Below are 13,154 nucleotides of genomic sequence, written 5' to 3' on the forward strand. Positions count from 1 at the left end.
TTCGTGAATCCGGCGGCGTTGTCGGAGAGGCAAGTGTGGAAGCGGACAGGTCCGCGCGGAACAGACCGCTCCGAGGTTGGCGGGTCCGCCAACATGTGGCGGAAATACGAAAGAGGCCGTGGCAGAGGCGGTGCGCCCGCCGCTTCGTCGCTCCGGGGGCGTCGTGGTGTGCCACGGTGAAGATCGGAGGAGGAGCGCGTGGGCCGTTAACCTGTCGGTATGTCAGAGCGTGTCATGCCCGGTTGCACGGACGGCCTGATGCCCCTGGGCGCCGCGGACGCTCTGTGGGCCGATCTGACGGCGGACAGCGCTGTGCCGACGGCTTCCGGGGCATTCACCCGTTCTCCTGCCCATGCCCGGGTGGGGTACGTACTGCTCGGCGCCCATGTGGTGGCGACGGTGAGGGCGGGCGGCGGCCGGTGGAGTGTCGCGGAGGCCGAGGTGCGCCGGGCAGCCGCGGAGCTGAACGCGGTGGGGATGGACCGGCAGGACCTGGTTCGCGTCGGCCCGTTCCGTGGGGCGTCCAGGCAGGAGGGCGGCGAGGGGTCGCCGCTGCGTTGGCGTCGGCGCATCGCGGAGCAACTTCAGGAGTCGGGCGGTCCCGAGCGGGCAGCACGACGTGACGTGGGCCGGCCGTCCCATCTGGCGGGGATCGACTGGCGACGGATACTCGTGGAGCGGACCCACGCCGGGACACAGCGGACGTGGTGGCTGCCGCGCGCCGTGGTCCGGTTGCTCGACGCCGCCGAGCACGCCGAAACCCAGTGGGTGCACGCCGTAGGGACCCGCCGGGCAAGCCCCGCCACCACCGAGTCGGCTTCCCGGCTTCGGCAGCCCTCGGCTGTCGACGGTCGGCAGAAGACCAGCCCCGAACAGCCCACCACCGCACTGCGCCCGTACGACGCGGAGCTGGAAGGCCGGCTCTATTCGGTGCTCAGCAGGCAACCCGGCACCTCCCGCCAGGTGGCCGGGTGGGCGTGCGCCGTCTGCCGCACCGCGCCCGCCGCAGTCCTCGACCACTGCCACGAACACGGCTACGTCCGCGCCCCCCTCTGCCAGTCCTGCAACACCCAGGAACGCCCCGACCACCTCTACAGCAACGACATTCGTGTGGCGAACCGCTACACACGCCTCTTCGACACCGACACCGACGCCTGGCTCGGCCACTGGCACCGCTGCCCCGGCTGCCGCGCCCGCACCACCCTGCCCCTGCCCCACCTCGCGGCATGGACCGCCCACACGGCCTGCCGATCGCTGCGCCCGACCCACCCCGCCGCCCGCGGGCGCAAGCCGTGCGGTGTCCTGCGCGTGTCCTGGACGGGTAGTCAGAACACGCCCCGTTCCTGCCTGCTCACGGTCACCGTCGACTTCTGCCCCTCCGGCGAGCATCGCGTCCTGGCGCAAGTCCCTTACCGTGAAGCCGTCGAACGGTTTCGTGTGTGGTTGGCAGAGACGGCTCCCGCCGTGGCCGCCGCGGCCGGCCCGGACCGCCTGGACGACCTGCCCGCCCAGCCCCGACCGGTCGTCGCGGACACCGACGGCGAGGGCCTGTCACTGTTCTGAGCGGGGACCAGGGTCCCGCGACTCCGGCATCACCTCTCAGTTGACCGGCTGGGCCCGGCGCAAGCCCCGTCCTTCAGGGCGGGGTGAGCCGGAACGGTCCGCAGGGCGAGGCTGTCCTGGCCGGTGTTGTCAGTGCCGGGCAGTAGGTTGATCTCATGCAGCTCCGGTACAACTTCCGTGTGTACCCCGAGCCCGCGCAGCGTGATGCGCTGGCCAGGGCGTTCGGGTGTGCCCGCGTGGTCTTCAACGACGGTCTTCGGGCCCGTCGGGAAGCACATGCGGCGGGGCTGCCGTATATCAAGGACACCGACCTTCAAAAGCAGGTCATCACTGCGGCCAAGCGCACCGGGGAGCGTGTGTGGCTGTCCGAGGTGTCGTCGGTGGTGCTGGTGCAGTCCCTGCGGGACCTGCATACCGCCTACCGTAGCTTCTTCTCCAGTGTCACCGGCAGGCGCAAGGGCCCGAGGGTTGCGCCGCCCCGGTTCAAGTCCAAGCGGGACAGCCGGCAGTCGATCCGGCTCACCGCCAACGGGTTCTGTCTGCGCGGCAACGGCCGCCTGTACGTGGCGAAGGTCGGGGACCTGCGGGTGCGCTGGTCGCGCCGGCTTCCGGCCGTGCCTACCTCGGTGACGGTCACGATGGACGCGGCCGGCCGGTACTGGGCATCGTTCGTCGTGGACACCGATCCGGAGTTCCTGCCCGAGACCCACGCCGAGACCGGTGTCGATCTCGGCCTGTCCGCGTTCGCGGTCCTCTCCGACGGACAGAAGATCGCTTCCCCTCGCTTCCTGCGCCGCGCCGAGAAGAAGCTCAAGCGGTTGCAGAAGGACTTGAGCCGTAAGGCGAAGGGGTCGAAGAACCGGGCCAAGGCCCGCGTCAGGGTCGCGCGTCAGCACGCCCGTGCGGCGGACCGGCGCCGGGACTGGCACCACAAGACATCCACGAAGATCATCCGTGAGACCCAAGCGGTGTATGTGGAGGACCTTGCGGTGTCCGGTCTCGCGCGCACCCGGCTCGCCAAGTCCGTGCACGACGCTGGATGGTCCGCGTTCGTGAACATGCTGGAGTACAAGGCCGCCAGGCACGGCCGGCACTTCGGCAGGATCGGACGCTTCGAGCCCACCTCTCAGGTGTGCTCGGCCTGCGGGATCAAGGACGGCCCCAAGCCCCTGCACGTGCGCGAGTGGACCTGTCAGGAGTGCGGGACCGTCCACGACCGCGACGTCAACGCCGCACGCAACATCCTGGCCGCCGGACGGGCGGACAGGCTAAACGCCTGTGGAGCGCCGGTAAGACGGGCACACGTGCCCGCACAGCGCGGTGAAGCAGGAAGCCACCAGAAGGGCCAGACGGCCCAGGCTGGAATCCCCGTCCTTTAGGGCGGGGAGCACGTCAAGGCCTCCGATACGGTCACCCCCGTATCAACGGCGCCGCTGGTCGGCGCGCAGCTCGAAGTCGCCGTAGCTGTTGTCGGCAGGGTTGACGGTCACCCCGGGGGCCACGATCTCGTCGATGCGGTCGAGTACGTCGGCCGAGAGCGTGACCTCGGCGGCGGGAAGGAACGCTTCGAGCTGTTCCATGGTCCGTGGCCCGATGATCGCCGAGGTGACGCCGGGGTGGTTGATCACGAAGGCGACGGCCAGCTCGATCAGGGAGAGCCCCGCCTTCTCGGCGAGCAGCGCGAGCTGTTCGACCGCGTCGAGCTTGCGCTGATTGGCCGGGCTGCTCATGTCGAAGCGGGCCTGCGGGCGTGCCGCGGAGGCCGGCCCGGCGGAGGCGTCCCTGCGGTAGCGGCCCGAGAGCCAGCCACCGGCGAGAGGGCTGTAGGTCAGCGTGCCCATGCCGTGGCGGCGCACGGTGGGCAGGACGTCCTCCTCGATCCCGCGTACCAGGATCGAGTACGGCGGCTGCTCGGTCACGAACCGCTCCAGGTGGCGCTCGCGCGAGACCCACTGGGCTTCGACGATCTGGGCGCCGGAGTAGGACGAGGAGCCGATGTAACGGATCTTGCCCTGGTGCACCAGGTCGGAGAGGGCTCCGAGGGTTTCGGCGACGTCGGTGTCCGGGCTCGGGCGGTGGACCTGGTAGAGGTCGATGTAGTCCGTGTCCAGGCGCCTGAGTGAGTTCTCCACCTCGCGGATGATCCAGCGCCGCGAGCCTCCCCGGGCGTTGGGGTCGTTCTGGCTCATCGGCATGAAGAACTTGGTCGCCAGCACCACGTCCTCGCGTCGGTCCTTGAGCGCCTTGCCGACGATGTCCTCCGAGACCCCGCCGGAGTACACGTCCGCGGTGTCGAGGAAGTTGATGCCTGCGTCGAGGGCGCGGTGGATGATCCGTACCGAGTCGGCTTCGTCCTCGTTGCCCCAGGGGCCGAACATCATCGCGCCGAGACAGAGCGGGCTGACCTGGACGCCGGTGCGTCCGAGCGGTCGGTACTGCATGAAGGGGTTCTCCTTGTCGCGTGGCAGTCGTTGCGAATCAGGCGTCGTGCCAGGGGAGTTGCGTGTCAGTCGTGGTGCGAGGGGACGACCGTGCCGGTGCCGGCCCAACTGGCGAGGAGGCCGAGGGCCTGCCGTTCCGGCGAGTCGGGTTCGGGGGTGTAGAAGTTCAGGCGCAGGCCGGGATCGGCCGGCAGCTCCATCGCCTCGTAGGGCAGCGCGAGATCGCCGACCAGCGGGTGGTGGAGGCGCTTCACCCCGGAGCGATGGATCTTCACGTCGTGGTGGGCCCAACGGCGTGCGAACTCCTCGCTCTTGGTCGTGAGCTCTCCGATCAGGTCGGTCAGCGCCTTGTCATGAGGTGCTCGGCCCGTCTCGGAGCGCAGGAAGGCGACGCTGTCGTCGGCGCCCTTGTCCCAGTCGGCCCAGAAATCCCGACCGGCGGGGTCCAGGAACAGGAAGCGCGCGGTGTTGACCGGCCCGCGCTGGGCGAACAGCGGGGAGTCGAAGACCGGTGCGTACAGCGCCCGGCCCAGCGCGTTGGCGGCGAGGACGTCGAACCGTGCGTTGCGTACGTACGCCGGCACGTCGGTCATCGAATCGAGCAGCCGCAGGATCGTCGGCCGCACCCGGGAGGCGGTCACCTTGGGACGCCGGCCTGCCGGAGTCGACGCACGGGCCAGGTCGTAGAGGTGAGCGCGCTCCGCCTCGTCGAGTTGCAGTGCGTGGGCGAGAGCGTCGAGCACGGAGTCCGACGCGCCGCTGAGATTTCCGCGTTCGAGCCGGACGTAGTAGTCCACGCTCATTCCCGCGAGCAGGGCCACCTCCTCGCGCCGCAGGCCCGGGACGCGACGGTTTCCGCCGTAGACCGGCAGCCCGGCCTGCTGCGGGGTGATGCGCGCCCGCCGGGTGCTCAGGAACTCGCGAACCTCCGCGCCCAGGTTCGTCCTGCCGAAGTCAGCCATGATCAGGCACGGGTACGGCGTTCCCGTTGTGTCGTCGGGCTGCTGAGGTGCGGAAATCCGGTGGCACGGGTGACTCCTCGTGATCGGCGTGAATCTTGTGCCGGCTCCTTCACGGTAGATCGGCCGGCCAGGGCCTGCGAGGTACTGCCATTACCTGGAAGAGGAGTGACTCCCACCTGCCTACCGGGGCGCGGTCTGCTGGAGGAGGCCCGGGAACGGCAGTCCGGACCCGGGCCCGAAAACCTCTTCCGACCTGAAGGAACACCGTGCGCGCAGCACTCATGTACGCAGCCGGCGACGTCCGCGTCGGGCACGTCGCCGACCCCGTCGTCAAGGAACCCACCGACGCGCTGGTCCGCATCACCGCGGCCTGCATCTGCGGCAGCGACCTGCATCCCTATCACTCCATGTCCGCCTCCGGCGGCCCGGTCCGCATGGGGCACGAGTTCATCGGAGTCGTCGAGGAAACCGGCAACCAGGTCGCCTCGGTGAAGAAGGGCGACCTGGTCGTCGCCCCGTTCGCGTACTCGGACGGCACGTGCGAGTACTGCCGGGCCGGACTTCAGACCTCGTGTGTGCACGGCGGCTTCTGGGCGAGGAACGGCATCGACGGCGGCCAGGGAGAGGCGGCCCGCGTGCCGCTGGCCGACGGCACCCTCGTCAAGCTCCCCGTCGGCGCCGACGACGCGCTCATCCCCTCCCTGCTCACCCTCTCCGACGTGCTGGGCACCGGCCACCACGCGGCCGTCCGCGGCGGCGTGCGACAGGGCAGCACGGTCACCGTGATCGGGGACGGCGCGGTCGGCCTGCTCGCCGTCCTCGCATCGAAGCGGCTGGGAGCCGAGCAGATCGTCCTCATGGGCCGGCACACCGCCCGCACCGACCTCGGCCGCGCCTTCGGCGCCACCGACGTGGTCGCCGAACGTGAGGCGGACGGCATCGAGAAGGTGCGCGAGCTCACCGGCGGCGGCAGCCCGATCGTCATCGAAGCGGTCGGGCACCGGCCCGCCTACGAGCAGGCCTACGGAGTGGTCCGCCCCGGCGGCACCATCAGCCGCGTGGGCGCGCCGCAGTACGAGGACGCCCCGATCGGCTTCGGCAGCCTCTTCGGCCACAACATCACCCTGACCGGAGGCCCCGCCCCGGCCCGCGCCTACATCGACGAGCTCCTGCCCGACGTGCTGGAGGGCCGAATCGAACCAGGACGGGTCTTCGACCGCGCCGTCGGCCTCGACGCCGTCCCGGACGGCTACCGAGCCATGGACGCCCGCGAGGCACTGAAGGTGCTGGTGCGGCCGTGAACAACAGGTCCGAGACCAACCAGGCGGCCGACCCGGTGAGCCAGGCGTTCGTCAGCACCGACCTGCACCACCTGATGAGGTCGGCGACCCGATGACCACCACGGCACGGCGTGCGTCGACGGCTGCCGGGCAGCGAACCGACGGGGGACCCGCCCGCGCGAGCCTGATCCTCGCGATCATCTGCATCAGCTACTTCATGGTCATCCTCGACAACTCGATCGTCTTCACCGGGCTGCCGCAGATCCGCTCCGACATGGGATTCTCCGAGACCGGCCTGTCCTGGATCACCAACGCCTACGTCCTGGTCTTCGGCGGGCTGCTCCTGCTCGGGGCCCGAGCGGGAGACCTGTGCGGACACCGCAGGATGTTCCTGTCCTCCCTGGTCGTCTTCTCCCTGACATCGCTCCTGGTGGGAGCCGCCCAGAGCCAGTGGTGGCTGATCGGCGCCCGGGCGCTCCAGGGCGTCGGAGCCGCAGTGCTGGCGCCCTCCGCGCTGTCCCTGCTCACGCGCAGCTTCGCGGAGGGCCGGGCCCGTGATCGGGCGATGGCCGCCTACAGCGCGGTGGCCGGCCTCGGTGCCGCTCTCGGCCTGGTCGTCGGAGGCCTGGTCGCCGATCTGGTCTCGTGGCGGGCCGGGTTCTTCCTCAACGTCCCGATCGGCGTCGTGATGATGGTGATGGCGGTGCGGTTCCTGCCCGAGACCGAGCGCCGGCGCGGCCGCTTCGACATCGCCGGGGCGCTGCTCGCCACTGTGGGATCCACCGCGCTGGTCCTGGGCATCGTCGACGCGGCCGACCTCGGCTGGACCGCACCCCTCACTCTGACCCCGCTGTCGGCCGGAGTGGTGATGCTGGGACTGTTTGTTCGCGTGGAGCGTCGGGCGGCGCAGCCGATCGTCCCGCTGCGGCTGTTCGCCGGCCGGGAACGCAGCGGCGCCTACCTCACCCGGATGCTCTACATGGGCGCGATGATGGGCTTTTTCTTCTTCACCGCCCAGTTCGTGCAGAGCGTCTACCACTGGACACCGTTGCAGGCGGGTCTCGCGTTCCTGCCGATGACGCTGGTCAACTTCGTGGTCGCCGTCCAGGTACCGAAGCTGCTGGAGAGGTTCGCCAGGCCGCGGGTGCTCCTCGCCGGGGTCGTGCTGACCACGCTGGGCATGGTGTGGCTCAGCCGCCTGGACCTGCACACCCCCTACCCGACCGGAGTGGCGCTGCCGATGGTGTTGATCGGCGCCGGTCAGGGGCTGGCTCTGGCCCCGCTGACCTCCAGCGGCGTGGACGGCGTCGCTCCCGCGGACGCGGGGGCCGGGGCGGGCCTGGTCAACACCGTCCATCAGATCGGCAGCGCGCTGAGCCTGAGCATCCTGACCGCCGTGGCCGCCGCCGTCTCCACCGACGATGCGGCCGCCGACATCGCAGCCCGATCGGGTGCGGCCCTGACCGGCTCCGCCACTCTGCTGGCCCTGGCCGTCGTGGCCGTCCTCACGCTCATCGTGCCCATGCGGGCCCCCCGCAACGCGAGATCCCGGTACCGCAGACCCGCACTCTGAACCACGGCGTCGGGATGCCCGCCGCTGGGTCCGGATTCTTCTGGGCCGGCCGGCCAACCGGGAGCTGCTCGCTGCCCAGTTGGCCGGCCACGGCGTCAGTCCGTCGCGCTCAGCCGCGAGGAGGAGCTCGCCCGGGAGGAGGCGGGCACCCGTGAACGGCTGCAACTCGTCTGCTGCCGTGTGCCGTTCAGGACAGAATTTCGATGTACCCGTCCGAACCGTGCACGCGGATGCGCTGCCCGTCCCGGATCAGCCGGGTGGCCCCCTCCACACCCACCACGGCCGGCAGGCCGTACTCGCGGGCGATGACCGCCCCGTGGGTCATCAGACCGCCCACCTCCGTCACCAGGCCCGCGACGGCGACGAACAGCGGTGACCAGCTGGGGTCCGTGAAGGGAGTGACCAGGATGTCACCGGCTTCGAGATCGGCGTCCGCCATGTCGAGGATGACGCGCGCCCTGCCTTCGACCGTTCCGGCGGAGACGGGCAGGCCGACCAGGGCGCCGTCCGGCACGTCGTCGCGCCGATAGGCCCCGCTGACGGCCTCACCGTCCGAGGTCAGCACCCGGGGCGGCGTGAGCGCCTGGTACGAGCGGAACTCCTCCTTGCGCCGCCGCACGAGTCGGTCGTCCACCTGGTTCGTGCGTACGACGTCGTGGAACTCCTCGAACGTGAGGTAGAAGACGTCCTCCTGCTCGGCGAGCACACCGGCCTGCACGAGCCGCACGGCCTCCTCCAGCAGGGCCCGCTTGTAGAGGAAGGTGCGGCGGACGATGCCGTACTTCGGGTACTCCCGGTATCCGGCGAACGCCCTGACCTGGTCGATCATCCGCTTGGTCGCATCGGCCCTCCGGTCCCCGTCCGGCATTGCCCGCAGACGCGCCAGCACCTCCTGCTCCTTGCGCGCGGCCCTCTGCCGTCCCTCCTCGAACCGGCGCTCGGCCGCGCCCGGTTCGAAGTTCCTGACGTTGTCGAGGATCACGGGGACGAGCGTGGTGGGGTGCTCGCTCCACCGCGGCCTCGTGATGTCGATCTCGCCGACGCAGCGCATGCCGTACCGGTCGAGATACCCCTCGATGGCGTCGCGGGCCTCCGTCCCGCCCGTGAGCTTCACCAGGTCGTCCAGGAAGCCCTCGTCCTCGACGCGAACGCCCCGCAGGAACGCCACCACCTCGGTGTGCGGACGGATCACGTCGGCGACGTCGAGCAGTTCCAGTCCCATCTCCGACGTGATGTTGTCCGGTGCGGACAGCGTCAGCGTGTCAGCCGCGTTCTTCTCGCCCAGCCACTCCCACAGTTTGTCGTTGAGCCACCAGGTGGCCTCCATCCCTGCCATGATCGCCTGCATGTTCAGCGGATCGCCGAGGACCCGCTTGTGCTCCTCGAAGGCCTTCAGCAGGAAGTCGAACAGCGCCGGTCCGGTCTTCGACCGGATGTCGCGTTCCAGGGCCGCGACGGACGCCCGGCTGCGTTCGATCAGCTCGGGGACGATCGCCGGATCGGCCTCGGGCGGGGTGGACACCTCGCCGGCCGGCGGTGCGCCGGGGCCCGCCTCCAGGGGTGAGGGGACGAAGTCCTCGTGGCCGAGGACCGTCTCCAGGGCGTCCCGCACCAGCGGATCTCCCCGGCCCATGACGTCCAGCAGGGCGGCGCGGCTCGCGGGGGAGGCCAGCCGCGGAGCGACGTCGACGAACAGCCTCCCGCCGGCCTCGTGCATCGCCACCATGGCCGTCAGCCGCCACATGGACAGGCCCAGCGGCTTCATGGCGTCGGTCATCATCTGCTGATGGCCGACGGAGACGTAGAGGTGATCCTCCTGGTCGGTGCGCTCGGGGACAGGGAAAAGCGTCGTGATCGGCCGGCTCTGCACGATCCGGAAACCGTCGTCGGCCAGACACCATTCGATGTCCTGGGGACGCCCGAAGTGCGCCTCGATCCGCCGTCCGAGCCGTACGAGCCGTACGACCTGCTCATCCGTCAGCGCCGGCCGCTCCTGCCGCTGTGCCTCGATGGTCACCTCTCGCGTACCGCCGGCCGGAAGGGCCTGCACGGCAAGCTGCTTGGCCGAGACCGTCCTGGCCACGACCTCGCCGTCGCGCACCTTGAAGACGTCAGGGTTCACCAGGCCCGACACCAGGGCCTCGCCGAGGCCGAAGCCGGCGTCCACGGTGGCGACCTTCCGGTTGCCCGTGACAGGGTCGGCCGTGAACAGGATCCCGGACGCCTCGGGGAAGACCATCCGCTGCACGACCACGGCCATGTGGACCGTATGGTCGTCGATGCCGTTGCGCCGGCGGTAGGTCACGGCCCGCTCCGTGAACAGCGAGGCCCAGCACCGGCTGACGTGCCGGAGAATCTCCGCCGGCCCCACGACGTTCAGGTACGTGTCCTGCTGCCCGGCGAAGGAGGCCGTGGGCAGGTCCTCCGCCGTCGCGCTGGAGCGGACGGCGTACGAGGACGCTTCACCGAACCGGGCGAGTGCGCCGGTGATCTCCGCCGCGAGATCACCGGGTACCGGGATCTCCTCGATGGCCCGGCGGATCCGCGCGCTCAGCGTGCGGACCGTCTCCCGGTCGTCCGGGGCCACGCGGGACAACTCGTCGATCAGCCCGTCGATCGACGGCGCCTCCGCCATGATCCGCCGAAAGCCGTCGGTCGTCACGCAGAAGCCGTCCGGCACGACAACGCCCTCGATCCGCGCCAGCCCGCCCAACTGCGCGCCCTTGCCGCCGACGACCGCGACCTGCGTCTCGTCGACCTCGCCGAGATCCGACACGTACGGCCCGTACTGCCTGTACTGCTCGGTCACCGCGACACCTCCGGGGCAGCCGTGTTCCGCCGCACCGCGATGGCCGATCGCATCACCGGCGCCTCCCACTTCGTCGAAGCCGTTGTCGAGCACGTCCTCATCCCTGAATTGCCTTCCCGCTGACGACTCGTCCGGCCGCTCCGCCACCCGGGCGGCGCGCACGCCGTCCCGCGCGGATCGCGGCACAGGCCGACGATTGTGCGCTGCGACCGGGGCCTTGCGGCAAGCCCACCAGTGCGCTATAAGTTGAGATAGGCAAGGAGAGGGCTCTCCTTGCCTTTGCCATGTGCGGACCGAACGGACCGGCAGGTCTCGCGCGGGTTTCTCGCGCCGCGTGTGAGGCGTACGGCCGCGAGTACACGTCGTCGTGAACACCGCGCGCCGCCGCCGGTGCAGCCCCGCGGTCCGGGCTGACCATCGGCCCGCCGTCGGAGGGATGGGCAGTGCATCCGACGGTCACTGATCCACCTTGGGACCGATGGCCTTTCGTAGGTTGCGGTCGGGCCCGGGTGAGGGCTCCTGCCGGCCTCTGCGGTTACTGGGAGTTGTATGCCTTGAGGCTCACTGCCGGGCCGTTGGAGTTTCGGGTCACCGCAGCGGCTGCTTTCCCGGTCACGTGGACGACCGCGGAGCCGTGGGCCGGTACGCGCGTCAGGTCGCCGATCGGGGTGACCTCGACGGCTTGCTGGGTGACGCCTTTGGGCGGCTGGTCCCAGAGGATGTAGGCGATTCGCACGGAGACGGGGAAGTCGTCCTCGTTGGTGACTTCGACTGCCGAGAATCGTTCGAACTTGGTGATCTTGCGTCCGTGGCTGTCCAGTGCCTGCGTCGTCACTTCGTGCATGCCGGCGGGAATGTCGGCACTCGTCGTGCTCCGGACCGTCACACGGACATCGGCCACGTCGTGCTTACCCAGACCTGCGAAGCGCAGAATGTCCGTACTCGTTCCGTACGGCGTGACCAGCTTCCCTTGATCGCTGCCGTAGATTGTGCTCACTTTCACCTGGGGCAGCACGTGGTGGCGCTTGTCCAGTGCCTCGAACGACAGCACCGGGACCACGGAAGCGGGGGAGGCGTTCGTGATCTGCAGGATCTGATTGATGGTCTCGTCCATGCCGGAGTCGCCCACGTAGTGGAACGACAGCATCTTGGACAGCGATGGCCTCTCGTCGGAATGCTCGGAACCGCTTGCGCTTTGGGCTTTCTCGCTGTCTGCGGCCGACCGGCAAGCGGACAGAAATATTCCGCTCACGGTCAACACCAAACTCGCGGCTGCCAGTCTTCGCCAACCCGTCTTCACGGCTGGTCCCCTCCCGGTAGATCACTTTTGACGGCACGGTATACGACCGTGGCCCGTGATCTTGCGGGTGCTCCAGGGCGCGGCCGTGCTGCCGATCCGCGGACATCGAGTGACGGCAGGCCGGCGCGTACGAGCGTCGCAAGGCCACCGACCGGGTGCCGCGGTGGTGGCGTGAGGGATCACAGGCGTTGGTCGGTCAGAGATGGCGGATCCGGAGGGTGGCCACGTCTCCATTGATGGACAGGTAGTACCCGTCCACCACATTTCCGTTCCCGTCTTCCAGGACGAGTTGCAGAGCGCGGATCTTCTTCAACGCCTGCGCGGTGTGGAAGCCGTCGCTGTCCGGCCGGGGAACCGAAGCAAGTTCATCGAAGTACGGTTTGACGGAGGGCCAGGCGGGCGAGGGTTCAACATCGCAGACGAAGAACGGCTGGTCGACTTGCCGGTAGTGCAGGGTGCACACGATCTCTCCGTTCCGGAGCAGCTTCCATGCCGCGGTCATCGTCCAACTCCTCTTCTCACGGTTCGGTGGCCCGACCGCTCACCCCGCTCTTGTGGCGGGCTCCGGCCGAGCCGCCCGCGAGGACCGCCGCCCCCGGGCGCCTGCGTGGGCAGGGCCCTAGCCGAGCTTCCGCAGCACGCCCGCGACGGTGGCCCGGTACGTCCGCAGCGCCTCCAGCCCGGCGGCGTAGCGGTCGCGGTGCCGCGCGATGTCCACGGTCTGCTGCTGCGCCCGAGTGGCGTGCCAGAGCTCGGCCGTATGGTGGCGGCGCTTGCAGGTGACGTCCGCGACGGCGGTGGCCCGCTCCCGCTGCGTGTGCCGGGTGTTGCCGTCACTATCCCGCTGCCAGGCGGTGTCCGTGTACGCCGCGACGGGGTCGGGATAGCGTGGGAATCCTTGTGCTGTCATACAGCGGGACCACACCGCCCAAGCCGCGCGCAGGCGCGGGTCTTGCTTGACCGCCTTGTCGACCTCGATCGCCCGTGTGCCTGCGTAGAGCCAGTTCCGCTTGAGGTCGATGCCGCGCATCAACTGACGGTCCGCATCGGCGTTGCAGGCGGGGAAGTCGGCATACTCGGCGTCGGTCATCCGGCGGCCCTTGGGCCGGGCAGCCAGGGACTTCGCCGGGTCCCAGCCGTAGCCCCAGCGGCGGGCGGCGTCGAGATCCAGGACGCCGTAGTCGGTGCCGACCGCGGTGGCGACGAGGGGGTCGGTGGGGTAGCGG

The 13,154-nt window shown here is 69.8% G+C and carries 10 protein-coding genes; 4 read left to right on the forward strand and 6 right to left on the reverse strand.

The genetic code is table 11. The features are described from left to right. Nucleotides 1-219 precede the first annotated feature (219 nt). On the forward strand, nucleotides 220-1,563 hold the full coding sequence (locus tag FNH09_RS09995) for an endonuclease domain-containing protein (RefSeq protein WP_152886391.1): 1,344 nt from the start codon (nucleotides 220-222) through the stop codon (nucleotides 1,561-1,563). Nucleotides 1,564-1,718: 155 nt separating this feature from the next. Then, nucleotides 1,719-2,942 carry an RNA-guided endonuclease InsQ/TnpB family protein gene (locus FNH09_RS10000; protein WP_152886392.1) on the forward strand — a complete coding sequence of 408 codons (1,224 nt, stop codon included), beginning with the start codon at nucleotides 1,719-1,721 and terminating at the stop codon, nucleotides 2,940-2,942. Between the two features lie 42 nt (nucleotides 2,943-2,984). On the opposite strand, the gene FNH09_RS10005 is transcribed toward FNH09_RS10000, so the two are convergent. Both FNH09_RS10005 and FNH09_RS10010 read right to left on the reverse strand, forming a co-directional pair. After that, the gene (locus FNH09_RS10005; protein ID WP_152886393.1) at nucleotides 2,985-4,004 is read right to left on the reverse strand and encodes an aldo/keto reductase; all 1,020 of its coding nucleotides are present in this window, start codon (nucleotides 4,002-4,004) and stop codon (nucleotides 2,985-2,987) included. Nucleotides 4,005-4,069: 65 nt separating this feature from the next. Next, complete coding sequence (locus tag FNH09_RS10010; RefSeq protein WP_152886394.1) at nucleotides 4,070-4,966, reverse strand: helix-turn-helix transcriptional regulator; 897 nt, start codon at nucleotides 4,964-4,966, stop codon at nucleotides 4,070-4,072. Between the two features lie 266 nt (nucleotides 4,967-5,232). On the opposite strand from FNH09_RS10010, the gene FNH09_RS10015 reads away from it, so the two are divergent. Both FNH09_RS10015 and FNH09_RS10020 read left to right on the forward strand, forming a co-directional pair. Next, nucleotides 5,233-6,267 (forward strand): alcohol dehydrogenase catalytic domain-containing protein, encoded by a 1,035-nt coding sequence (locus tag FNH09_RS10015; RefSeq protein WP_162468335.1) that lies wholly within the window; start codon nucleotides 5,233-5,235, stop codon nucleotides 6,265-6,267. 91 nt (nucleotides 6,268-6,358) lie between these two features. Further along, nucleotides 6,359-7,819: an MFS transporter gene (locus FNH09_RS10020; protein WP_152886395.1), complete on the forward strand. Its 1,461-nt coding sequence runs from the start codon at nucleotides 6,359-6,361 to the stop codon at nucleotides 7,817-7,819. 187 nt (nucleotides 7,820-8,006) lie between these two features. On the opposite strand, the gene rph is transcribed toward FNH09_RS10020, so the two are convergent. The 4 genes from rph to FNH09_RS47030 form a co-directional block, all read right to left on the reverse strand. Further along, nucleotides 8,007-10,628, reverse strand: coding sequence for a rifamycin-inactivating phosphotransferase (rph, locus tag FNH09_RS10025; RefSeq protein ID WP_338017524.1), 2,622 nt, complete (start codon nucleotides 10,626-10,628; stop codon nucleotides 8,007-8,009). A 535-nt stretch (nucleotides 10,629-11,163) separates the two neighbouring features. Beyond that, nucleotides 11,164-11,880, reverse strand: a complete 717-nt coding sequence (locus FNH09_RS10030; RefSeq protein WP_152886396.1) for a hypothetical protein — start codon at nucleotides 11,878-11,880, stop codon at nucleotides 11,164-11,166. A gap of 244 nt (nucleotides 11,881-12,124) precedes the next feature. Then, nucleotides 12,125-12,430: a hypothetical protein gene (locus tag FNH09_RS10035; protein ID WP_152886397.1), complete on the reverse strand. Its 306-nt coding sequence runs from the start codon at nucleotides 12,428-12,430 to the stop codon at nucleotides 12,125-12,127. Nucleotides 12,431-12,547: 117 nt separating this feature from the next. Further along, nucleotides 12,548-13,154 (reverse strand): hypothetical protein (locus FNH09_RS47030; protein ID WP_152886398.1); only part of this gene is annotated, 607 nt, incomplete at its 5' end.

Origin of the sequence: Streptomyces adustus, from assembly GCF_009377175.1 — a bacterium.
Lineage (GTDB): Bacteria > Actinomycetota > Actinomycetes > Streptomycetales > Streptomycetaceae > Streptomyces > Streptomyces adustus.

Bases quoted from the DNA above. Each gene is read 5' to 3' on its own strand.
- FNH09_RS09995 (WP_152886391.1), top strand. From the start codon at position 220: ATGTCAGAGCGTGTCATGCCCGGTTGCACGGACGGCCTGATGCCCCTG.
- FNH09_RS10000 (WP_152886392.1), top strand. From the start codon at position 1,719: ATGCAGCTCCGGTACAACTTCCGTGTGTACCCCGAGCCCGCGCAGCGT.
- FNH09_RS10005 (WP_152886393.1), bottom strand. From the start codon at position 4,004: ATGCAGTACCGACCGCTCGGACGCACCGGCGTCCAGGTCAGCCCGCTC.
- FNH09_RS10010 (WP_152886394.1), bottom strand. From the start codon at position 4,966: ATGGCTGACTTCGGCAGGACGAACCTGGGCGCGGAGGTTCGCGAGTTC.
- FNH09_RS10020 (WP_152886395.1), top strand. From the start codon at position 6,359: ATGACCACCACGGCACGGCGTGCGTCGACGGCTGCCGGGCAGCGAACC.
- FNH09_RS10035 (WP_152886397.1), bottom strand. From the start codon at position 12,430: ATGACCGCGGCATGGAAGCTGCTCCGGAACGGAGAGATCGTGTGCACC.